We start from the raw sequence: 15104 nt of genomic DNA on the forward strand, positions 1-15104 counted from the left end.
ATCAGACTCCCGCACGGCCATACTGATCTTCGAACCGCACAATGTCGTCCTCGCCCAGATAGCTGCCCGACTGCACTTCGATCAGTTCCAGCGGCAGCTTGCCCGGGTTCTTCAGGCGATGGGTCACACCCAGCGGGATGTAAGTGCTCTGGTTCTCCGACAACAGGATGACCTCATCGCCGCGCGTCACTTCGGCCGTGCCGCTGACCACGATCCAGTGCTCGGCACGGTGGTGGTGCATCTGCAGGCTCAGGGTCGCACCCGGTTTGACGGTGATCCGCTTGACCTGGAACCGGGCACCATTGTCGATGGAGTCATAGGCGCCCCACGGGCGGTAGACCTTGCGGTGCGCGGCGGCTTCGCTGCGCCCATCGCGCTTGATCTGGCCAACGATCTCCTTGACGTCCTGCACGCGGTCCTTGTGACCGACAAACACGGCGTCATCGGTTTCCACCACAACCACGTCCTGCAGGCCGACCATCGCGATCAGGCGGTTTCCGTAGGCATAGCTGTCCTTGCAGTCCAGCGCGATCACGTCACCGTGGCAGGCATTGCCGTCGGCGTCCTTGTCGGACACCTCCCACAGTGCCGACCAGGAGCCCACGTCGTTCCATCCGGCATCCAGCGGGACCACGGCGGCATCGGCGGTCTTTTCCATCACCGCATAGTCGATGGAATCGTTCGGGCTGGCGGCGAAGGCTTCCGCATCCAGGCGGATGAAATCGTTGTCGCGAGCGGCCTTGTCGAGCGCGGCGCGGCAGGCCGCCAGGATCGCCGGCTGCAGGGTCTCCAGCTCCTTCAGGTAACGCGAGGCCTTGAACAGGAACATGCCGCTGTTCCAGTAGTACTCGCCGGAGGAGACGTACTTCTCGGCGGTGGCCTGGTCGGGCTTCTCCACGAACCGGTCGACCGCGCGTACGCCTTCGCCGCTGGCAGCCTTGATGTAGCCATAGCCGGTTTCCGCAGCAGTCGGCACGATGCCGAAGGTCACCAGCTTGCCGGCTTCAGCGGCAACCGCGGCCTGTTTCACGGCTGCATGGAAGGCTGCTTCGTTGCGCACGACATGGTCGGAGGGCAGCACCAGCAGCAACGCATCATTGCCACCGGCCAGCGCCTGCAGGGCGGCGATGGCAATGGCCGGAGCGGTATTGCGACCCACCGGCTCCAGGATCAGCGCCTGCGGCAGGACCTTGCACTCGCGCAGCTGTTCGGCCGCCATGAAACGGTGTTCCTGGTTGGCGACCACGATCGGCGCAGCACCGGCGATCGATGCGACGCGCTTCCAGGTGGCCTGCAGCATCGTGTCATCGCCGACCAGCGGCAGGAACTGCTTCGGGTATGCCTCGCGCGACAGCGGCCACAAGCGCGTGCCGGAGCCGCCGGAAAGAATGACGGGAACGATTGGAGTCATGGTGCGTCCTTTACTCAGTGATTTGCCGGCGTGCCGCCGATCAAGTCGGTCAGTTCACGGATTCGGTCCTGCAGCAGGGCCTCGTTTCCGCGGGTTTCGATGTTCAGGCGCAGCAGCGGCTCGGTGTTGGAGCTGCGCAGGTTGAAGCGCCATTCCGCGAAATCGGCGCTTACCCCGTCGGTACGATCCAGCAGCGGCTGCTGCGGCTCGAAATGGGCCAGCACGCGGGCCACGGTGGCCTTGGCATCCTCGACGCGGAAGTTGATTTCACCACTGCAGGGATAGGCCTTCATGCGGTCGGCCACCAGTTCGCCCAGCGACTTGCCGCTGCTCGATACCAGCTGCGCGATCAGCAGCCACGGGATCATGCCGGAGTCGCAGTAGGCGAACTCGCGGAAGTAGTGGTGGGCGCTCATCTCGCCGCCATAGACGGCGTCCTCGGCGCGCATGCGTTCCTTGATGAAGGCATGGCCGGTCTTGCTCATCACCGGTACGCCGCCTGCCTGTTCGACCATCTCCACGGTGTTCCAGGTCAGGCGCGGGTCGTGGATGATCTTGCCGCCGGGCTGGCGGACGAGCAGGGCAGTGGCCAGCAGGCCGACCAGGTAATAGCCCTCGATGAAATTGCCGTCGGCATCGAAGAAGAAGCAACGGTCGAAGTCGCCATCCCAGGCGATGCCGAAGTCCGCACCGCTGGCACGCACTGCGTCGCGGCTGGCCGCGCGGTTCTCCGGCAGCAGCGGATTGGGAATGCCGTTCGGGAAGCTGCCATCGGGTTCATGCTGGATGCGGATGAACTCGAAGGGCAGGTGCGGGGCCAGTTCGTCGATGATCAGGCCGGCACCGCCGTTGCCCGGATTGGTGACGATCTTCAGCGGCCTCAGTTTGGCCACATCGACATAGCCCAGCAGGTGCTGGATATAGGCAGTCTTGTCGGTGTCGCTGGAGACCGATCCCTTGCCGTCGCCAAGCGGAGCGTCGGAAGCAGCAAAATCGCGGATATCGAAAAGGCCGGTGTCGCCGCTGATCGGCTTGGCGCCGTCGCGTACCAGCTTCATCCCGTTGTAATCCATCGGATTGTGGCTGGCCGTCACCATGATGCCGCCTGCCGCCTTGCGGTGGAACGTCTGGAAATACACTTCCTCGGTGCCGCACATGCCGATGTCGATGACATCGCGACCGCTTGCGGTCAGGCCTTCGATGGCCGCCTGCAACAAGGCCGGGCTGCTCAGTCGGATGTCGTGTCCCACAACCACCGGGCCCGGGCCGAGCAACGCCGCAGTACCGGCGCCGATACGGCGAGCCAGGCGTTCGTCAAGTTCGTCCGGGACGCGGCCGCGGATGTCGTAGGCCTTGAAACACGGGAGCGTCATCAATGCAGTCCTTCACGGGTTGACCCCGGATTATAGCGACTGGCCCTGTTGGAACGAGTGATCCTGCCCAGCGTCCCTGCGGGCCCTCCAAAATGTTGGAATGCCGTGCAACTTGTTGATTGCACGGCATTCCTGTAGACGCATCAGCCCAGCGCCGCTTCCAGCTCCGGCAGGATCGTGAACAGATCCCCGACCAGGCCGATGTCGGCAATCTCGAAGATCGGCGAATCCGCGTCCTTGTTGATCGCCACGATCGTGCCGGCATCCTTGATGCCGGTCAGGTGCTGGATGGCGCCGCTGATGCCGACGGCCACATACAGCTCCGGCGAGATGATCTTGCCGGTCTGGCCGACCTGCAGGTCGCTGGGCACGTAGCCGGCATCCACCGCAGCGCGAGAGGCACCCACGGCGGCGCCGAGCTTGTCGGCCAGCTGGAAGATGACCTTGAAGTTCTCTTCCGAACCAACACCACGGCCACCGGAGACCACGCGCTTGGCGCTCTGCAGGTCCGGGCGGTCGCTGGCACCGGCGGCCAGCCCGACGAAGCGGGTGTGGGTCGGCAGGGAGGCGTCGACGCTTGCGGCCTCAACCGAGGCGCTGCCGCCTTGGGCGGCTTCCGGCCACGACGCGGCACGCACGGTGGCGACCACGATCTGGTCGGTTGGTGCTTCCACGGTGATGATCGCGTTGCCGGCGTAGATCGGGCGCTTGAAGGTGTGGCTGCCTTCGACGGCCATCAGGTCGGAGACCTGGTTGACGCCGAGCAGGGCGGCCACGCACGGCATCAGGTCCTTGCCGAAGGTGGTCGACGGGCCGAACACGTGGGTGTAGCCCTTGGCCAGCTGCGCGATCTGCGGGGCCAGTACCTGGGCCAGCGCCTGCGCGTTGGCGGCATTGGCCACGGTCAGGACCTTGGCGACGCCGGCGATCTTGGCCGCTTCAGCCGCAACGGCGGTCGGGTCGGCGGCCAGCACCAGCACGTCGATGCTGGCGCCGGAAATGGCGGCGGCCGCGCTGACGGTCTTGGCGGTAGCGGCGTTGAGCTTGCCGTCGTGGTGCTCGGCGATGACGAGAATCCTGCTCATTACAGCAACCCCTTCTGCTTGAGTGCGGCAACCAGTTCGGCCGCGTCCTTGACCATCACGCCCTTGCTGCGCTTGGACGGTGCGGCGTACTGGGTGGTCTTGAAGGTGTCGGCGGCGTCCACGCCGAGGTCGGCCAGCTGCAGGGTTTCCAGCGGCTTGGCCTTGGCCTTCATGATGTCGGGCAGCTTGATGAAGCGCGGCTCGTTCAGGCGCAGGTCGGTGGTGACCACGGCCGGCAGGTCGACTTCCAGCGTTTCCAGGCCGGCATCGACTTCACGGGTTACCGTGGCCTTGCCGTCGGCAATGTCGAGCTTGCTGGCGAAGGTGGCCTGCGGACGCCCCCAGAGCGTGGCCAGCATCTGGCCGGTCTGGTTGGCGTCGTCGTCGATGGCCTGCTTGCCCAGGATCACCAGGTCCGGCTGTTCCTTCTCAACCAGCTTGAGCAGGGTGCGGGCGGCGGTCAGCGGCTGGATGGCCTGGTCGGTAACGACGTGGATTGCACGGTTTGCGCCCATGGCCAGGCCATTGCGCAGGTGCGCTTGGGCGTCGGCCGGGGCGATGGTGGCCACCACGACTTCGCTGGCGATGCCCTTGTCGCGCAGGCGCAGGGCCTCTTCCAGGGCGATTTCATCGAAGGGATTGGGAGACAGCTTGACGCCATCGGTGACCACGCCGGAGCCGTCCGGCTTGACCTGAATGCGGACGTTGTAGTCCACCACGCGCTTGTACGCGACGAGGATTTTCATCTGGTACGAGATCCTTGTAGTGCCGGTCGCTGGCCGGCTCACAGTAACGGGAAACGTCCGGTCCTCGCACAGCAACCGGTTCGGGGGTGGGACCTCGATTCTAACTGGCCGAAGGCGACCATGCGAATGCGTATGGTTTTGCTGCGGTGCGGCGGAAACGGGCCGCTCGGAGCCTTCGTTCACCTGCGGCGGGCAGTCGTGAAGAGGTCGCCGATGTATTCTGTCGCGCTCCCGGGGTGCTGCGAGTGCCTGGGGGCGAAACATCGAACAGGAGAACAGGTAGTGCCCACGTGGCTTGTCACCGGCGGTGCCGGATTCATTGGCGGTAACTTCGTTCTCGAGGCCGTCTCCAGCGGCATCAAGGTCGTCAATCTCGATGCGTTGACCTACGCCGGCAACCTGAAGACCCTGTCCAGCCTGGACGGCAATCCCAACCACGTGTTCGTCCAGGGTGACATCGGCGACAGCGCGCTGGTTTCACGCCTGCTGGCCGAGCACCAGCCCGATGCGGTGCTGAACTTCGCGGCCGAAAGCCACGTCGACCGTTCCATCGACGGCCCGGGCGCGTTCATCCAGACCAATGTCGTCGGCACTCTCGGCCTGCTCGAGGCCGTGCGCGATTACTGGAAGGCGCTGTCGGCCGATCAGGGCGCGGCCTTCCGCTTCCTGCATGTCTCCACTGACGAGGTGTACGGCACCTTGGGCGAGACCGGCAAGTTCAGCGAAACCACCCCGTATGCCCCGAACTCGCCGTACTCGGCGTCCAAGGCCGCCTCGGACCACCTGGTGCGTGCGTTCCACCATACCTACGGGCTGCCGGTGCTGACCACCAACTGCTCCAACAACTACGGTCCGTACCACTTCCCGGAGAAGCTGATCCCGCTGGTGATCGCCAAGGCGCTGGCCGGCGAGCCGCTGCCGGTGTACGGCGATGGCAAGCAGGTGCGTGATTGGCTGTTCGTGTCCGACCACTGCGAAGCGATCCGTACCGTGCTGGCCAAGGGCCAGGTGGGCGAGACCTACAACGTCGGCGGCAACTCCGAAAAGCAGAACATCGAAGTGGTGCAGGCGATCTGCGCGCTGCTGGACCAGCGCCGCCCGCGTGCGGACGGCCAGCCGCGCAGCAGCCAGATCACCTACGTTGCCGACCGCCCGGGCCATGACCGCCGCTATGCGATCGATGCCTCCAAGCTGAAGAACGACCTGGGCTGGGAACCGGCCTACACCTTTGAGCAGGGCATCGGTTTCACCGTCGACTGGTACCTGGACAACCAGGAATGGGTGAACGGCGTGCTCGACGGCAGTTATCGCCTGCAGCGCATCGGCACCGCGGCCTGAACCAAGGACACGACATGACCCAACGCAAGGGCATCATTCTCGCCGGCGGCTCCGGCACCCGGCTGTACCCGATCACCAAGGGCGTCAGCAAGCAGCTGCTGCCGGTGTATGACAAGCCGATGATCTATTACCCGCTCAGCGTGCTGATGCTGGCGGGCATCCGTGAAGTGCTGATCATCAATACCCCGCACGAACAGGCCTTGTTCCAGCAGTTGCTGGGCGATGGCTCGCAGTGGGGCATGGACATCCAGTACGCCGTGCAGCCGAGCCCTGATGGTTTGGCGCAGGCCTATCTGATCGGCCGTGACTTCGTCGGCGGCAAGCCGAGCTGCCTGGTGCTGGGTGACAACATCTTCCACGGCCATGGCCTGACCGACATGCTGCGGCGCGCCGACGCACGCGACGCGGGCGCCACCGTTTTCGGCTACTGGGTGAATGATCCCGAGCGCTACGGTGTGGCCGAGTTCGACAAAGATGGCAAGGTCGTCGGTCTGGTCGAGAAACCGCAGAATCCGCGTTCCAACTACGTCGTTACCGGCCTGTACTTCTACGACGGCAATGCCAGCGACCATGCCGCCGAACTGAAGCCCTCACCCCGTGGCGAGCTGGAGATCACCGATCTCAACAAGCGCTACCTGGCAGAGGGCAACCTGCATCTGGAACAACTGGGCCGTGGCTATGCCTGGCTTGATACCGGCACCCACCAGTCACTGCTGGAAGCCTCCAACTTCATCGAGACCATCCAGACCCGGCAGGGCCTGCAGGTCTGCTGCCCGGAAGAAATCGCGTTCGGCCAGGGCTGGATAAGCGCCGAGCAGCTGGAAGCACTGGCTGCACCGCTGATCAAGAATGGCTATGGCCAGTACCTGCACAAGCTCGCCCTGCGTGGAGTCGTTCCGTGAAAGTGATTGAAACCCAGTTGCCCGGCTGCATGGTGATCGAGCCGGCGGTGTTCGGCGATGCGCGCGGCTATTTCTTTGAAACCTGGAACGCCGAGCGCTTTGCCGCGCTGGGCCTGCCGGAGCGCTTCGTGCAGAGCAACGTATCGACTTCCGCGCGGGGCGTTCTGCGTGGCCTGCATTACCAGTGGCCGCGCCCACAGGGCAAGCTGGTCTCTGTACTGGAAGGCGAGGTGTACGACGTCGCGGTAGATATCCGTCGCGGCTCACCGACGTTCGGCCAGTGGGAAGCGGTGGTGCTGAGTGCAGAGAACAAGAAGCAGTTCTGGATTCCGGAAGGCTTCGCGCACGGCTTTGCAGTGCTGTCCGAAACGGCCCTGTTCAATTATCTGTGCACCGACATCTACGTGGCCGAAGCCGATGCCGGCATCCGCTGGAACGACGCCGATATCGCGGTGGACTGGCCGGTAGGTGCTCCGATTCTTTCGGCCAAGGACCAGAAGGCGCCTTTCCTGGATCAGTTGGCCGAAGATCGGCTGCCGGTCTACGTGCCATGACGATCCTGGTATTCGGCGGCAATGGCCAGGTAGGCCAGGAGCTGCTGCGCGCTCTGGCGCCGCTGGGTACCGTGGTGGCAACCACGCGCAGCGGCCAGTTGCCCGACGGAGGATGCTGCGAAGTGGCCGATTTCGATCGGCCCGACAGCCTGCCGGCGTTGTTGGATCGGCTGCAGCCGTCGATCGTGGTCAATGCCGCGGCCTATACCGCAGTCGACCGCGCCGAGCAGGATGTTGCAGCAGCATTTCGTGCCAATGCCGAAGCGCCCGGGGTCATCGCGCGCTGGTGCGCAGCCCACGATGTCCCGCTCGTGCACTACTCCACCGACTACGTGTTCGATGGACAGGGCAACACGCCCTACCGCGAAGACGAGCCGACCGCGCCGCTGGGTGTGTACGGCAGCAGCAAGCGTGGTGGTGAAGAGGCCGTGCGCGCGGCGGGCGGGCGCCATCTGATTTTCCGCACGGCGTGGGTGTATGCCGCACATGGCACCAATTTCCTGCGGACCATGCTGCGCGTTGGCGCTGCTCGCAGCGAGCTGCGGGTAGTGGCAGACCAGGTTGGTACGCCTACCCCGGCGGCCTTGATCGCCGATGTCACTGCGCATGCGCTGCAGCACCCGGGCCGCTTGTCCGGCACCTGGCACCTGACAGCGAATGGGCAAACCAGCTGGCATGGTTTCGCCGAGGCGATTTTTGCCGAGGCACTGGCCACCGGCATGATGGTGGAAGTGCCGAGGGTGCAGGCCATAACCAGCGCCGAGTACCCGACGCCAGCCCGCAGGCCGGCGTGGTCGGTGCTGGACAACCGCAGGCTGCAACGTGATTTCAGCCTGCAGCTGCCCGCATGGCAGGACGGCTTGAAGCGTGTGATGGCGGAAATCGCCGGCTCTTCCTGGTCTACCTGAGTACGCCGCAGGATCTGGCCTGGCATCTGCAGACCAGCGCCGTCCGGGTCCGTCAGCCCGTCGTGCTGCTGCTGTTCCTGGCGGCCACGGTTGCAGTCTGGCGGGCTGACCCGGCAGCGCCTGCCACGCCAGATCCACGGTGAATCCGGCGGCGTTGCAGGCTCCTGGTGCGGCGCACTCCAGCGGATCGGATGGCAAGCTGCTCGCTGCCGCACAGGCCAGGGTCGATCACTTGACTTCCGGTGCTGCACAGGTTTGTCGCCCGCTGTACGCCAATGCGGAGGGCCAGGTCTGCGCTCATATCTTCCGGTACGCGGCCCGGTTGTTGCCTGGCCAGCCGGGGATCAGGCGCGGGTAGTCCTGCGTTTCCCAGCAGGGCGTCTGGGCGCACCGGGTAGCGGTGCCAGCAGCGCCTCCAGGTCGGCAGCGTCGAAGCGCGGTGCTGCGCTGCCGCTCCCTTCCAGTATGGAGTCGGCCAGGTCGGCCTTGCGCTGCTGCAGCTCGGCGATCCGTTCCTCGACGCTGCCGGCGGTGATCAGCTTGTAGACGAACACCGGCTGGTCCTGGCCGATGCGATGGGCACGGTCGGTGGCCTGGTTCTCGGCGGCCGGATTCCACCAGGGATCGAAATGGATGACGGTGTCGGCAGCGGTCAGGTTCAGGCCCACGCCACCGGCCTTCAGGCTGATCAGGAACACGGGAACCTCGCCCTGCATGAAGCGCTGCACGGGCGTGACCCGGTCCTGGGTATCGCCGGTGAGCTGCACGTAGGGCAGGCTGAGTTCCCGCAGGGCCTGGCCGATCAACGCCAGCATGCCGGTGAACTGCGAGAACAGCAGGATGCGCCGCCCTTCCTCGACCATGGCAGGCAACATCTCGCGCAGCAGGTCCAGCTTGGCCGAACCGGCAGCGCGCGCGGGTGTCTCGCCTGGCAGCAGGCGCGGATCGCAGCAGACCTGGCGCAGCTTCAGCAACGCGTCCAGTACCACGATGTGATTGCGCGCCAGCCCGCTGCCGTTGATCGCATCGCGGACCTGCTTTTCCATCGCCGCACGCACGGCTTCGTACAGATCGCGCTGGGCGCCTTCCATTGCCACGGTGCGGGTGATGACCGTCTTCGGTGGAAGCTCGGAAGCGACCTGGTCCTTGCGCCGGCGCAGGATGAAAGGTCGCAGCCGCTGGGCCAGCAGCTGAGCACGACGCTGGTCGCTGCCGCGCTCGATGGGATGGCGCCAGTGCTGGTTGAACTGTTTTTCGCTGCCGAGCAGGCCGGGCAGCAGGAAGTCGAACTGCGTCCACAGCTCGCCCAGATGGTTCTCCAGCGGGGTGCCGGTCAGGCACAGGCGATGACGCGCCTGCAGCGTGCGCAGCGTGGCCGCCGCGCGCGACCTGGGATTCTTCACCTGCTGTGCCTCATCCAGGATCAGCAGATGGTAGGAATGCGCCTGCAGCGCCGGTTCGTCGCGCCACAGCAGGGGATAGGTGGTGAGTATCAGATCATGGGCGGCAATGGCGTCGAACTGCGTGTCACGTGCGGGGCCGTGCAGGGTCAGTACACGCAGATCCGGGGTGAAGCGCGCCGCTTCGCTCTGCCAGTTGTGCAGCAATGAGGTTGGCACGACCACCAGCGCCGGCTTGTCCAGGCGGCCACTCTGCTTTTCAAGCAGCAGATGGGCCAGGGTCTGCAGTGTCTTGCCCAGGCCCATGTCATCGGCCAGCACGCCGCCCAGGCCCTGCTGGCGCAGGTACTGCAGCCAGGACAGGCCTTCAAGCTGGTAGCTGCGCAGCGTCGCGCGCAAACCCTGGGGCGCTGGGACAGCGCTCATCGCCGGGGCGTCCAGCAGGCGCTGCACGCGTGCACGGGTATCGTTGCTGCTGTGCAGCCGTAACTGCGCAGCGTCCTGCAGAGCCTGCAGGCGGCCGCGATCATGCGCCTGCAGGCGCAGCGGTTGCCCACGGTCGCCGAACAGATCCGCAAGCAGCGCGATCACCGGCTTCAGCCGCGCTGCCCGCAGGGCAAGACGTTCATTGTCTGCCGTCGTCAGCAATACGTTCTCGTCATCGCCAATGGCATCCAGCTGGCCGCGCAGCCAGCGCGGATCGGACTGCAGTACACCCTGCAGCAGCGGAACCAGCGCAATGCTGCGGCCATCGACGTCGATGGTCAGGGCCAGGTCGAGCTCGTTGCTGTCGGCGGACACCGACCGGACATCCAGGTCGATGTCCTCCACCCGGGTGATGCGGTGGCGGAAGGCGTCGTCAGTCTCGATCTTCCAGCCCAGTGCTTCCAGCCGCAGCACGTCCTCCAGCAGGAAGCGGGTCCAGTCGAAACTGCGCAGCTCGAACAACGGCCCGCCGCCGTCCAGCACGATGCGCGGTTGCCGCTCGCGGTGCAGGTGGACGCTGTGCAGTTCAGCCTCGCGCCGTGCCTCCCCGGCCAGGTCACGCGGCAGCAGGTAGAGCTGGCCCTCGGCGTCGTGCACGAACAGCGAGGGGTCTTCGAGAAATCGCACGTGTTCGTCGTACTCGAACGCGACGGTGGCGACGTCGAGCCACTGCGAGGGGTCACGTTCGGTGAGCCAGGCAGGCCGGTATTCCATGCTGTGCAGATGCAGGATCGGCGTCATCGCCTGGATCTGCAGGGTAGGCAGTATCGGATCGGCGGCCGCACGCAGCGAACCCGGTTCACCCTCCAGTGAGTTCCGCAGTGCGGCCAGCAACACCGCGGCGACATGCTCGCAGTGTGTGCCAGCCGGGCAGGTGCAGCGACTCTGCAGGGGGCTGTGCGGGGTGCGGGCGCTGGCATCCAGGTCGATCGCCACCTGCCAGCCCTCGACCTGGGCGGTCAGCAGCGGTGACCGGTAGCGCAGCTCGCGCACTGCCGACACCTGGTGGTTGCCCTTTTCCAGCGTCCCGGCATCCAGCCAGCGGGACAGTTCCCCTCCGGTGAATACTTCGGCCATGCGTCGTCCTGTCCTCTCCATCTACAGCACGCGTTGCCAAGGGCACCGCAAGCGGGAAAGGGAACATTCTACGGATTGGCAGCCCGGCATGCCGGTTCATGCTGCGGCGCATCCCAGCCGGTAACGGGTGTGCCGCTAGAATGGCGGCATTCTCACCGGGTAGGGCAGTAGAGATGCAGCAATCAACTTCCAGCGGCACGCGCAGCAAGCGTTTCGCCTCTGCGGCGCAGGCCCTGCAGGGTGTGGTCGCCGATGGCCAGACCCTGGCCGTGGGGGGCTTTGGCCTGTGCGGCATTCCCGAGGCACTGATCGCCGCGTTGCGCGACAGTGGCGCCAAGGGCCTGACCGTGATCTCCAACAACGCCGGCGTCGATGGCTTCGGCCTGGGCCAGCTGCTGGAAACCCGGCAGATCAGCAAGATGATTTCGTCGTACGTGGGCGAGAACAAGGAATTCGAACGGCAGTTCCTGGCCGGCGAGCTGGAGCTGGAATTCAATCCGCAGGGCACCCTGGCCGAGCGCCTGCGTGCCGGCGGGGCGGGTATCCCGGCATTCTTCACCGCCACCGGTTACGGCACCGTGGTCGCCGAGGGCAAGGAAACCCGCGAGTTCGATGGCAAGCACTATGTGATGGAAACCGCGCTGCGCGCCGACGTTGCCCTGGTCAAGGCCTGGAAGGCCGACGAGGCCGGCAACCTGGTGTTCCGCAAGACCGCGCGCAACTTCAACCCGGCCTGTGCGATGGCCGGCAAGGTCTGCATCGTGGAAGTGGAGGAGGTGGTGCCGGTCGGCAGCATCGATCCGGACCAGGTGCACCTGCCGGGCATCTATGTGCACCGCATCGTGCACAACCCCACCCCTGAAAAACGTATCGAACAGCGCACCATCCGTGCGGAGGGCAACTGACATGGCATGGACCCGCGATGAGATGGCCGCGCGCGCTGCGCGTGAACTGACCGATGGCGCCTACGTGAACCTGGGCATCGGCCTGCCGACGCTGGTCGCCAACCACATTCCCGAAGGCGTGGACGTGTGGCTGCAGTCGGAAAACGGCCTGCTGGGCATCGGTCCGTTCCCCACCGAGGCCGAGGTGGACGCCGACCTGATCAATGCCGGCAAGCAGACCGTCACCGCACGTGCGGGCGCCAGCTACTTCGGCAGCCATGACAGCTTTGCGATGATCCGCGGTGGCCACGTCAACCTGGCCATCCTCGGTGCGATGCAGGTGACCGACAAGGGCGACCTGGCCAACTGGATGGTGCCCGGCAAGATGGTCAAGGGCATGGGCGGTGCGATGGACCTGGTGGCCGGCGTGCAGCGCGTGGTGGTGCTGATGGAGCACACCGCCAGGAACGGCGAACACAAGATCCTGGCCGAATGCACGCTGCCGCTGACCGGTGTGGGCGTGGTCGACCGCATCATCACCGACCTGGCGGTATTCGATGTGACCGATGACGGCCTGGTGCTGGTGGAGACTGCAGCGGGTGTGGGCGAGGATGAATTGAAGGAAAAGACCGGCGTCGCGTTCGTGCGCCGCTGAGCATCCACGGGGCGGCGTGTCGCTGCCCCATCTCCCTGAATCTCCCATGCTATTCCCCCACGATCTGCCTGATGCTGACGTCCGACATCTGCCGGGCTGGTTGCCAGCGGCCGACGCCGATGCACTGCAGCGTGTATTGGCGCAGGCAATCCCCTGGGAAACCCACCGCATCCGCATGTTCGGCAACTGGGTGGATTCACCGCGGTTGAGCTGCTGGATCGGTGATCCGCAGGCGCGTTACCGCTATTCAGGCGCCGAGTTCATCCCGCATCCGTGGCCACCGCTGCTGCAGGGACTGCGCATCCGCCTGCAAGAACAGAGCGTCGGTCGATTCAACAGCGTACTGCTCAACCGCTATCGCGGCGGCACCGACTACATGGGCTGGCACAGCGATGACGAGCCCGAGCTGGGGCCGGCGCCGCTGATCGCTTCGTTGAGCCTCGGCGCAGCGCGGCGGTTCCTGCTGCGCCGCCGTGATGACACCACGCGCAAGGCGGAATTCCTGCTCGGCCATGGCGACCTGCTGCTGATGGGCGGCGCCACCCAGCGCCACTACCAGCACGCGCTGCCGAAGATGGCGCGGGTGCAGGGCGAACGCATCAACCTGACGTTCCGGTGGATCCATCCGCGTTGACCGGGGTTCGCCGGGCATGGCCCGGCGCTACCAGGAACCGGTGGCGGTAGCGCTGGCCCATGCCCGGCGTGCGAAACGGGCAACCTCAGCGCTTCAGCGCCTGCTTGTCATTCTGCCCGCTGGTCAGCGTCCAGCCCACCACGTCCTGCGCCACCTGCTGCAGGCCACGCTCGAACGCCGCTGCCACTGCCGACACATCGGTGCTGCCCACCGGCTGCAACTGGCGGAAGGTGCGGTCGGCGACCACGCGCTGGTTGGTGACGTCGATCAGCTTGGCGTTGATCTCGATGACGACCGTCGGCGTTGCCTGGCCCTGGTAATCCGATTCGAAGCGACGGATGTCGGTGGACAGCTTGTAGTCGGCGCGGATGCCGGCGGCAACGCGGGCCACGCCGTGGATGCGGCCGGAATCCTCGAAGCCACGCAGCAGGGTGTCTTCGATCATGTCGGTGGCCGGCTGCGCCCAGCTGGCGCCCTTGTAGATCTCCAGCTCCGACGGCGTCGGCCGTACGTTGATGCGCGGGCTGTCGACCATGCGCGCGGCGCTGGGCTTGGCCAGCACCAGCTGCCAGTCGGCCTGCGGCCAGCTGGGGTCGACCTTGACCTGCACAGCCGGCGAATACAGGGTGACGGGATTCTTGTCGCCGCTGCCGAGGATCGAGCAGCCACCCAGCAGGGTGGCCAGCGACGCTGCCAGCAACAGGCGCGGAAGGGTGGTCGGGCTCATTTGGGTTCGAACTCCTTCGGGGCGTCGCGGCCGAGCAGGTAGCGTGCGGGATTGTTCTCGAGGCGGTCGCTGACCCGGCGCAGGTCGCGGATCAGGCCACGCAGTTCACCCAGGGTCGGGCCGAGCTGGCCCAGGCCGTCATTGGCGAAGCTGTTGATGGCGGCGCGGTTTTCGCCAAGGATCGAATCGGCATTGCCGGCCGCCGAATCAAGCTTGGCCAAGGTGGCGTCGAGCTTGTCGATGATGCCCGGCAGCTGCTGCACCAGGTTCTTGTCCAGGCGCTCGATGGTGCCGTTGGTGGTCTTCAGGGTGGCGTCCAGGCTGCGCGCGGCATCGCGCGCGCTGAGCAGCAGCGACTGCGTGCCCTGGTCGCGGTCGGCCAGGCCGCCACTGATGGTTTCCAGGTTGGCCAGGGTGGCGTTGATCGAGGCGACGTTGCGGTCGCTGAGGATCTGGTCCATGCGCTCGACGATGCGGTTGGCCACGTCGGTGATGTTCTGCAGCGCCGACGGCGTGGTCGGGATGATCGGTGCCGGGTCCTTGTTGACCGTGGTCAGCGCCGGCGACTGCGGCGTGCCGCCGCTGAGCTGGATGATCGACGGGCCGGTCAGGCTGGTGATCGCCAGCTTGGCGCGGGTATCGGTCTTGACCGGCGTGGTCGAGTTCAGGCGGATGCGTGCGACCACCTGGCGCGGGTCATCCGGTACCAGGTTCAGTTCGGTGATCGAGCCCACCGCGATGCCGTTGTACTGCACCGGGCTGCCGACCGACAGGCCGGTCACCGCTTCGCGGAACACCACCCGGTATTCCTGCCAGGTGCGGTCGGAGGAGTACTTGGCGGCCCACAGGCCGAAGGCCAGCAGGGCCAGGCCGGTGATCAGGGTGAACGCGCCGATCAGCACGTAGTTGGCTTTTGTTTCCATG

14 protein-coding genes are annotated in these 15104 nt (G+C 65.7%); 7 read left to right on the plus strand and 7 right to left on the minus strand.

Annotated features, from left to right (window positions below; genetic code table 11):
- Position 1 precedes the first annotated feature (1 nt).
- The 4 genes from CR918_RS01000 to CR918_RS01015 all read right to left on the minus strand — a co-directional run bounded on the left by CR918_RS01000 (position 2) and on the right by CR918_RS01015 (position 4615).
- A complete protein-coding gene (locus CR918_RS01000; protein WP_099841864.1) occupies positions 2–1411 on the minus strand; it encodes a mannose-1-phosphate guanylyltransferase/mannose-6-phosphate isomerase in 1410 nt (469 codons plus the stop codon).
- Between the two features lie 14 nt (positions 1412–1425).
- Positions 1426–2784, minus strand: coding sequence for a phosphohexomutase domain-containing protein (locus CR918_RS01005; RefSeq protein WP_099841865.1), 1359 nt, complete (start codon positions 2782–2784; stop codon positions 1426–1428).
- A gap of 143 nt (positions 2785–2927) precedes the next feature.
- On the minus strand, positions 2928–3869 hold the full coding sequence (locus CR918_RS01010; protein WP_099841866.1) for an electron transfer flavoprotein subunit alpha/FixB family protein: 942 nt from the start codon (positions 3867–3869) through the stop codon (positions 2928–2930).
- Positions 3869–4615 carry an electron transfer flavoprotein subunit beta/FixA family protein gene (locus CR918_RS01015; protein WP_099841867.1) on the minus strand — a complete coding sequence of 249 codons (747 nt, stop codon included), beginning with the start codon at positions 4613–4615 and terminating at the stop codon, positions 3869–3871. The genes CR918_RS01010 and CR918_RS01015 overlap by 1 nt, the downstream gene beginning before the upstream one ends.
- Positions 4616–4897: 282 nt before the next feature.
- Between CR918_RS01015 and rfbB the strand changes: the two genes are divergently transcribed.
- The 4 genes from rfbB to rfbD are packed head-to-tail and all read left to right on the plus strand — an operon-like array spanning position 4898 to position 8317.
- A complete protein-coding gene (gene rfbB, locus CR918_RS01020) occupies positions 4898–5953 on the plus strand; it encodes a dTDP-glucose 4,6-dehydratase (protein WP_099841868.1) in 1056 nt (351 codons plus the stop codon).
- A 14-nt stretch (positions 5954–5967) separates the two neighbouring features.
- On the plus strand, positions 5968–6855 hold the full coding sequence (gene rfbA / locus CR918_RS01025; RefSeq protein ID WP_099841869.1) for a glucose-1-phosphate thymidylyltransferase RfbA: 888 nt from the start codon (positions 5968–5970) through the stop codon (positions 6853–6855).
- Positions 6852–7409: a dTDP-4-dehydrorhamnose 3,5-epimerase gene (gene rfbC / locus CR918_RS01030; protein WP_099841870.1), complete on the plus strand. Its 558-nt coding sequence runs from the start codon at positions 6852–6854 to the stop codon at positions 7407–7409. Before rfbA ends, rfbC begins: the two co-directional genes overlap by 4 nt.
- The gene (gene rfbD, locus CR918_RS01035; RefSeq protein WP_099841871.1) at positions 7406–8317 is read left to right on the plus strand and encodes a dTDP-4-dehydrorhamnose reductase; all 912 of its coding nucleotides are present in this window, start codon (positions 7406–7408) and stop codon (positions 8315–8317) included. The genes rfbC and rfbD overlap by 4 nt, the downstream gene beginning before the upstream one ends.
- A gap of 344 nt (positions 8318–8661) precedes the next feature.
- Here the strand turns inward: rfbD and CR918_RS01045 are convergent, their stop codons facing one another.
- On the minus strand, positions 8662–11280 hold the full coding sequence (locus CR918_RS01045) for a DEAD/DEAH box helicase (protein ID WP_099841873.1): 2619 nt from the start codon (positions 11278–11280) through the stop codon (positions 8662–8664).
- Between the two features lie 173 nt (positions 11281–11453).
- Between CR918_RS01045 and CR918_RS01050 the strand changes: the two genes are divergently transcribed.
- Genes CR918_RS01050 through CR918_RS01060 form a run of 3 tightly spaced genes read left to right on the plus strand, consistent with a single transcriptional unit; the run spans position 11454 to position 13453 of the window.
- On the plus strand, positions 11454–12185 hold the full coding sequence (locus tag CR918_RS01050) for a CoA transferase subunit A (protein WP_025878484.1): 732 nt from the start codon (positions 11454–11456) through the stop codon (positions 12183–12185).
- Position 12186: 1 nt separating this feature from the next.
- Positions 12187–12819 carry a CoA transferase subunit B gene (locus tag CR918_RS01055; protein ID WP_099782759.1) on the plus strand — a complete coding sequence of 211 codons (633 nt, stop codon included), beginning with the start codon at positions 12187–12189 and terminating at the stop codon, positions 12817–12819.
- A 46-nt stretch (positions 12820–12865) separates the two neighbouring features.
- Positions 12866–13453: an alpha-ketoglutarate-dependent dioxygenase AlkB family protein gene (locus tag CR918_RS01060; protein ID WP_099841874.1), complete on the plus strand. Its 588-nt coding sequence runs from the start codon at positions 12866–12868 to the stop codon at positions 13451–13453.
- Positions 13454–13538: 85 nt separating this feature from the next.
- Here the strand turns inward: CR918_RS01060 and CR918_RS01065 are convergent, their stop codons facing one another.
- Together CR918_RS01065 and CR918_RS01070 are read right to left on the minus strand one after the other, a co-directional pair.
- The gene (locus tag CR918_RS01065) at positions 13539–14180 is read right to left on the minus strand and encodes an ABC-type transport auxiliary lipoprotein family protein (RefSeq protein WP_033830299.1); all 642 of its coding nucleotides are present in this window, start codon (positions 14178–14180) and stop codon (positions 13539–13541) included.
- Complete coding sequence (locus tag CR918_RS01070) at positions 14177–15103, minus strand: MlaD family protein (RefSeq protein WP_025878489.1); 927 nt, start codon at positions 15101–15103, stop codon at positions 14177–14179. The genes CR918_RS01065 and CR918_RS01070 overlap by 4 nt, the downstream gene beginning before the upstream one ends.
- Position 15104: the final 1 nt, after the last annotated feature.

The organism is Stenotrophomonas indicatrix (genome assembly GCF_002750975.1).
GTDB classification, from domain to species: domain Bacteria; phylum Pseudomonadota; class Gammaproteobacteria; order Xanthomonadales; family Xanthomonadaceae; genus Stenotrophomonas; species Stenotrophomonas indicatrix.